Genomic DNA, 4,894 nt, shown 5'->3' on the forward strand with positions numbered 1-4,894 from the left:
CACTCAAGATCAGTCGGATCTGAGGTGGCCGCCACGGAGGTGAAACCGCGTGTACGTCTGCTCCTGCTTCGGGATCACCGAGCAGCAGGTCCGTGACCACGCGGATACCGGGGCCTGCACTCCCCGCCAGATCGCCTCGGCCTGCAAGGCCGGCACCGACTGCGGCGGCTGTGTGCGCCGCATCCAGGCACTGCTCGGCCGGAGCGCCTGCCCCCGCCGGGAACTCATCGACGGTGGCGCGCCCGAGCCGCTGGGCGTGGAGGCGGACGCAGTGGAGCCCGCGGCGCTTTCGGAGGCCGCGTAGCCCACAGTGGCGACGGGGGTCTCCCGCTGCCGGCCAGGGCGTGGCGGAGGGTGGACATCCGGCCGCTCGCTCAGCTCGGCTGCTCGATGATCTGGGCGATGTAGAGCGCCTCTCCGAGCTTCTCCACCAGCTCCAGCTGGGTGTCGAGATAGTCGATGTGGTGCTCCTCGTCCGCGAGGATGTCCTCGAAGATATTCGCCGAGGTGATGTCGCCCTTGTTGCGCATGACCTCGATACCGCGCTTGAGCCGGTCGATGGCCTCGACCTCGACCTGCCGGTCGGCCTGGAACATCTCCGTGACCGTCTGGCCGATCCGCACATGGAACAGCCGCTGGTAATTCGGCAGACCTTCAAGGAAGAGAATCCTGTCGGTCAGGATCTCCGCATGCTTCATCTCGTCGAAGGACTCTGAGCGGGTGTACTTCGCGAGCTTCGTCCAGCCGAAGTTCTCCTGCATCTTGGCGTGCAGGAAGTACTGGTTGATCGCGGTGAGCTCGGCGGTCAGCTGCTCATTGAGGAATTCGATGACCTCGGGGTCGCCCTGCATGGCTGCGGGCTCCTTCCACGCGAGAAACTGGGCAGGTGCCGCGCATCCTCGCACCGCTGTGACCAGGGCGTCCAGTAAGTGCACGCTTAGTGCGAGTTGCCCGAATCCCTCCCTCCCTGGTCATCGGCACCCCTTCCGGTCTGACAACATGGAGGGCATGGGTCAGCCGGAAAGCCGCGAAGAGGAGCCTCCTCAGCTCCCTCCGGGCCAGCGGCTACAGCGGGGCTGGCCGGTGACGCATTACGGGCCGGTGCCGAAGTTCCGCGCCGAACGCTGGGAGTTCCGGGCTTTTGGTGCCACCGCCGACGGCGCCAAGCACTGCTGGTCGCACGAGGAATTCACGGCGCTGCCGTACACCACGGTCGTCGCCGATATGCACTGCGTGACGAAATTCAGCATGCTGGGAGCCGAATGGGGCGGGGTGAGCACCCGGACCATCCTGGAACTCGCGCCGCCGGCACCCGATGTCACCCATGTCATGGTGTGGGCCGAGTACGGCTTCAGTTCGAATGTGCGAATCGAGGATTTCGCCGCGGAGAAGTGCCTCTTCGCCACCCATCGCTCGGGTGAGCTTCTCACCGCGGAGCACGGATTCCCGGTGCGCCTGATCGTTCCGCATCTGTATGCCTGGAAGGGCCCCAAGTGGGTCCGCGGCATCGAATACATGCGGGCCGACCGCCGCGGCTTCTGGGAGGAGCGCGGCTACCACAACCTCGGCGACCCGTGGCGCGAGCAGCGCTACTCGTACCAGGAAGAGCCCGGGGACGGCCCCGAGCTCTGATCCCGTACGCTCCCGGGGCCTCTCAGTACGCGCGCAGCTCCTTGAGCCGGGCCACGTCCGCCGCATGCCCTTCCTTGCCGCCCGGGGTCTCGACGACCAGCGGCACTCCGGCCGTCGCCGGATGGCGGAACAGCTCACCGAAGGGCTCCGCACCGATGTGACCCGCGCCGATGTTCTCGTGCCTGTCCTTGTGGGCGCCGGCCACGTCCTTGGAGTCATTGGCGTGGATCAGCTTCAGCCGGCCCTCGCCGGCGACCTCCACCAGCTCGTCCAGCAGCGCCTTCGTCCCGCCCGGCGCCGCCATGTCGTGCCCGGCCGCGAACGCATGGCAGGTGTCGAGGCAGATCCCCAGCTTGGGGTGCCGGTCCAGCGCGTCGAAGTACGGACCGAGATCCTCGGCCAGCGCACACAGCGACGCCCCCTGCCCGGCCGTCGGCTCCAGCAGCAGCCAGGGGTCGTCCGGGTGCGTCAGCTCGTCGAGCAACGGCCGCATTCGCTCCCTGACCTGCGCCATTGCCGTGGCGCGCGGCCGCCCGCCGGTCGCCGAGCCGGTGTGGACGACCACCCCGAGCGCACCGATCTCCCGGCCGCGGCGCAACGAATGGCGCAGCGAGTCCACGGACTTGTCGACGGTCGCCTCGGTGTGCGAGCCGAAGTTGATCAGATAGGGCGCATGGACATACGCCGGGATTCCCCGCTGTGCACAGGCCGCCCGGAAGGCCTCGTCCTGTGCGGGGTTGCCGGGCAGCGTCGCCCAGCCGCGCGGATTGGCCACGAAGACCTGAACGACCTCGTCGCCCATCTCGTGGGCGTAGGGAATGCCGACCTTCGCCAGGCCGCCGGCCACCGGCACATGGCCGCCGACCGGATTACGTGCACGGGCGCGCTGCTCGGCGCCCTCGGGGGAGGTACTCACCCTCCCAGGGTGCCAGGTGCCCCACGCCCGCCGGACGGCAGCCGTGGGGCACAGCCGGCGGGCCCTACAGGGCGCCCTTGAGCTTGATGGTGATCGTGCCGCCCTTCGGCGCCTTCTTGCCCGGGTCGACGGACTGGGATTCGACCGTGTCCTGCGGGAACAGGAGCGGCTTGTCCACCTCGACCTGGAAGCCCAGGTCCGTCAGCTGCTTCTTGGCGTCATCCACGTTCTTGCCGGTGACATCCGGGACGGGGATCATCTCCGGGCCCTTGGAGAGCGTGAGGGTGACGGTGTCGCCCTTGCCCAGCTTGCCGCCCTCCACCGGGGTCTGCCGGGCGATGGTGCCCTTGTCCTGGGTGGAGAAGACCGGCTGGTCGGCGAAGCGCACCTGGAAACCGGCCGCGCGCAGCGTGGACACCGCGTCGGTGCGGTCGCTGCCGAGCACTCCGGGCACGTCGATCGCGGTGCCGCGGCTGACGGTCAGCCCCACCGCCGTGTCGGGCCGCCGCTTGCTGCCGCCGGCCGGGTCCGTACGGATCACCGAACCCTTGGCGACCTCTTCGTTGAACTCGCGGGTCACCGTGCCCGGGACCAGCCCGCGGTCGCGCAGCTTGCGCTTGGCGTCCGCGACCGGGGTGCCGGACAGATCCGGGACGTCGACGATCTCCGGGCCGCGGGAGATGGTGAGGGTGACCGTGCCCGTGCCACGGATCTGCTTGCCGTTCGCGGGATCCGTCTTCATGACATGGCCGCGCTCCACATTCGAGCTGAAGCCGCGCACCACCTTCACCCCCAGACCGTCGTCCCGCAGGGTCTTCTCGGCCTTGGCCTGCGTCATGTCCAGCACCGGGGGGACGGTGGTGAACTGGCCGAAGTTGATGTACCAGACGCCCGCGCCCGCCCCGAGGACCAGCAGGACGGCCGCGATGATGGTCGCGAGCCGCCGCCGCTGGAGCAGCCCGCCACGGGGCGCGGCGGCGGGCACCGGCCGCAGCCGCGTGGTCTGCTCGTCCGGCGGGACCTCCAGCCGGCTGGTGCGGTTCAGCTCCGCCTCGTCGGTGCGGGGTATCACGTCCGTACGCTCCGTGCCGTCGCCCGCCCCGGCGCCGCCCGCGGGCAGCTCCTTGGCCTCCGGCGGCACGATGTCCAGCTGTGCGTCGGTCAGCTGCGCCCTGGCCTCCTGCGCCCGGGACAGCAGCGCCACGGCGTCCTGCGGACGCTGCTGCGGATCGCGGGAGCAGGCCAGCGCGATCAGCTCGTCCAGCTGCGGCGCGAGACCGGGCACCAGACCCGACGGCGGCAGCACGTCCTCATGCAGATGCTGGTAGAGGATCTGCGCCACGGTGCCGCCGGTGTGCGGTTTGCCGCCGGTCAGCATCTCGTAGAGCACCACACCGCAGGCGTAGACATCGACCCGGGCGTCCGCGGTGCCGTGCTCCAGCTGCTCGGGGGCGAGGTAGGAGACGGTGCCCAGGACCGAGCCCGTCGAGGCGGTGGTGTTGGTGTCCACCGCGCGCACCAGCCCGAAGTCGGCGACCTTGACCCGGCCGTCGTCGCCGATCAGGACGTTCTCCGGCTTCATGTCGCGGTGCACCAGCCCGGCGCGGTGCGCGGCCCCCAGAGCGGCCAGGATCGGCTCCAGGATGTCCAGCGCGGCCCGCGGCTGGAGGGCGCCCCGCTCGCGCAGCACATCGCGCAGCGTGCAGCCGGCGACGTACTCCATCGCCAGGTAGACGTACGTACCGTCCGTGCCCTGGTCGAAGACGCCCACCACATTCGGATGCGACAGCCGCGCGACCGACTTCGCCTCACGGATGAAGCGGTCGACGAACGCCCCGTCCGAGGCGAGGCCCGGGTGCATCACCTTCAGCGCGAGCAGGCGGTCGAGCCGGGTGTCCATGGCCTGGTAGACCGTGGCCATACCGCCTGTGGCGATACGCGCCTGGACGCGGTAGCGGCCGTCGAGCAGCTGACCCACGAGCGGGTCCTGAAGGGTGGTATCCACGGGGGTCGAGTCTACGGGTCGCTGCGCTTTGCTTTGCGCCCCACGTTTTTGTCTTTCCCGCCGTGGTGGTTGTTCGCTGTTGCGCCTCTCCGCTGCGCTTTGCTTTGCGCCCCGCGTTGTCGGCTTACTCGCCGTTGCGCCTGCGGCGGGCTGGGGTCGCTGCGCGGGGCTGTTGGGTGCGGTGCCGCTCCTCCGGACTTCGTCCTGCGGCGCGTCCCCTCCCGTTGGGGATGGGGAAAGGCTGGTGGGGGTGCACGTAGGTGGTCCGGTGCTGCTTGTGCATCACATGGAAACGGTCACGTCGGTGGCCCGCCCCCACCCACTTTCACCTTCTCCACTCA

At 69.6% G+C, this 4,894-nt stretch carries 5 protein-coding genes; 2 read left to right on the top strand and 3 right to left on the bottom strand.

The window, feature by feature from the left end; translation table 11 throughout:
* The first annotated feature begins 49 nt into the window (after positions 1–49).
* Complete coding sequence (locus M8I34_RS40930; protein ID WP_030992370.1) at positions 50–304, top strand: bacterioferritin-associated ferredoxin; 255 nt, start codon at positions 50–52, stop codon at positions 302–304.
* A gap of 70 nt (positions 305–374) precedes the next feature.
* On the opposite strand, the gene bfr is transcribed toward M8I34_RS40930, so the two are convergent.
* Positions 375–851, bottom strand: coding sequence for a bacterioferritin (gene bfr, locus M8I34_RS40935; protein WP_250058139.1), 477 nt, complete (start codon positions 849–851; stop codon positions 375–377).
* Positions 852–999: 148 nt separating this feature from the next.
* On the opposite strand from bfr, the gene M8I34_RS40940 reads away from it, so the two are divergent.
* Positions 1,000–1,632 carry a sulfite oxidase-like oxidoreductase gene (locus tag M8I34_RS40940; protein WP_030086563.1) on the top strand — a complete coding sequence of 211 codons (633 nt, stop codon included), beginning with the start codon at positions 1,000–1,002 and terminating at the stop codon, positions 1,630–1,632.
* Between the two features lie 22 nt (positions 1,633–1,654).
* Here M8I34_RS40940 and M8I34_RS40945 read toward each other — a convergent pair whose 3' ends face one another.
* Both M8I34_RS40945 and pknB read right to left on the bottom strand, forming a co-directional pair.
* On the bottom strand, positions 1,655–2,548 hold the full coding sequence (locus tag M8I34_RS40945) for a deoxyribonuclease IV (protein ID WP_250058140.1): 894 nt from the start codon (positions 2,546–2,548) through the stop codon (positions 1,655–1,657).
* Between the two features lie 64 nt (positions 2,549–2,612).
* A complete protein-coding gene (gene pknB, locus M8I34_RS40950) occupies positions 2,613–4,553 on the bottom strand; it encodes a Stk1 family PASTA domain-containing Ser/Thr kinase (protein WP_250058141.1) in 1,941 nt (646 codons plus the stop codon).
* Between the last annotated feature and the right edge of the window lie 341 nt (positions 4,554–4,894).

It is taken from the genome of Streptomyces sp. MCA2 (genome assembly GCF_023544705.1).
Lineage (GTDB): Bacteria > Actinomycetota > Actinomycetes > Streptomycetales > Streptomycetaceae > Streptomyces > Streptomyces decoyicus.

What these genes read in the sequence shown, in the direction of transcription:
- bfr (WP_250058139.1), bottom strand. Translation starts at nt 851, where the DNA reads ATGCAGGGCGACCCCGAGGTCATCGAATTCCTCAATGAGCAGCTGACC.
- M8I34_RS40940 (WP_030086563.1), top strand. Translation starts at nt 1,000, where the DNA reads ATGGAGGGCATGGGTCAGCCGGAAAGCCGCGAAGAGGAGCCTCCTCAG.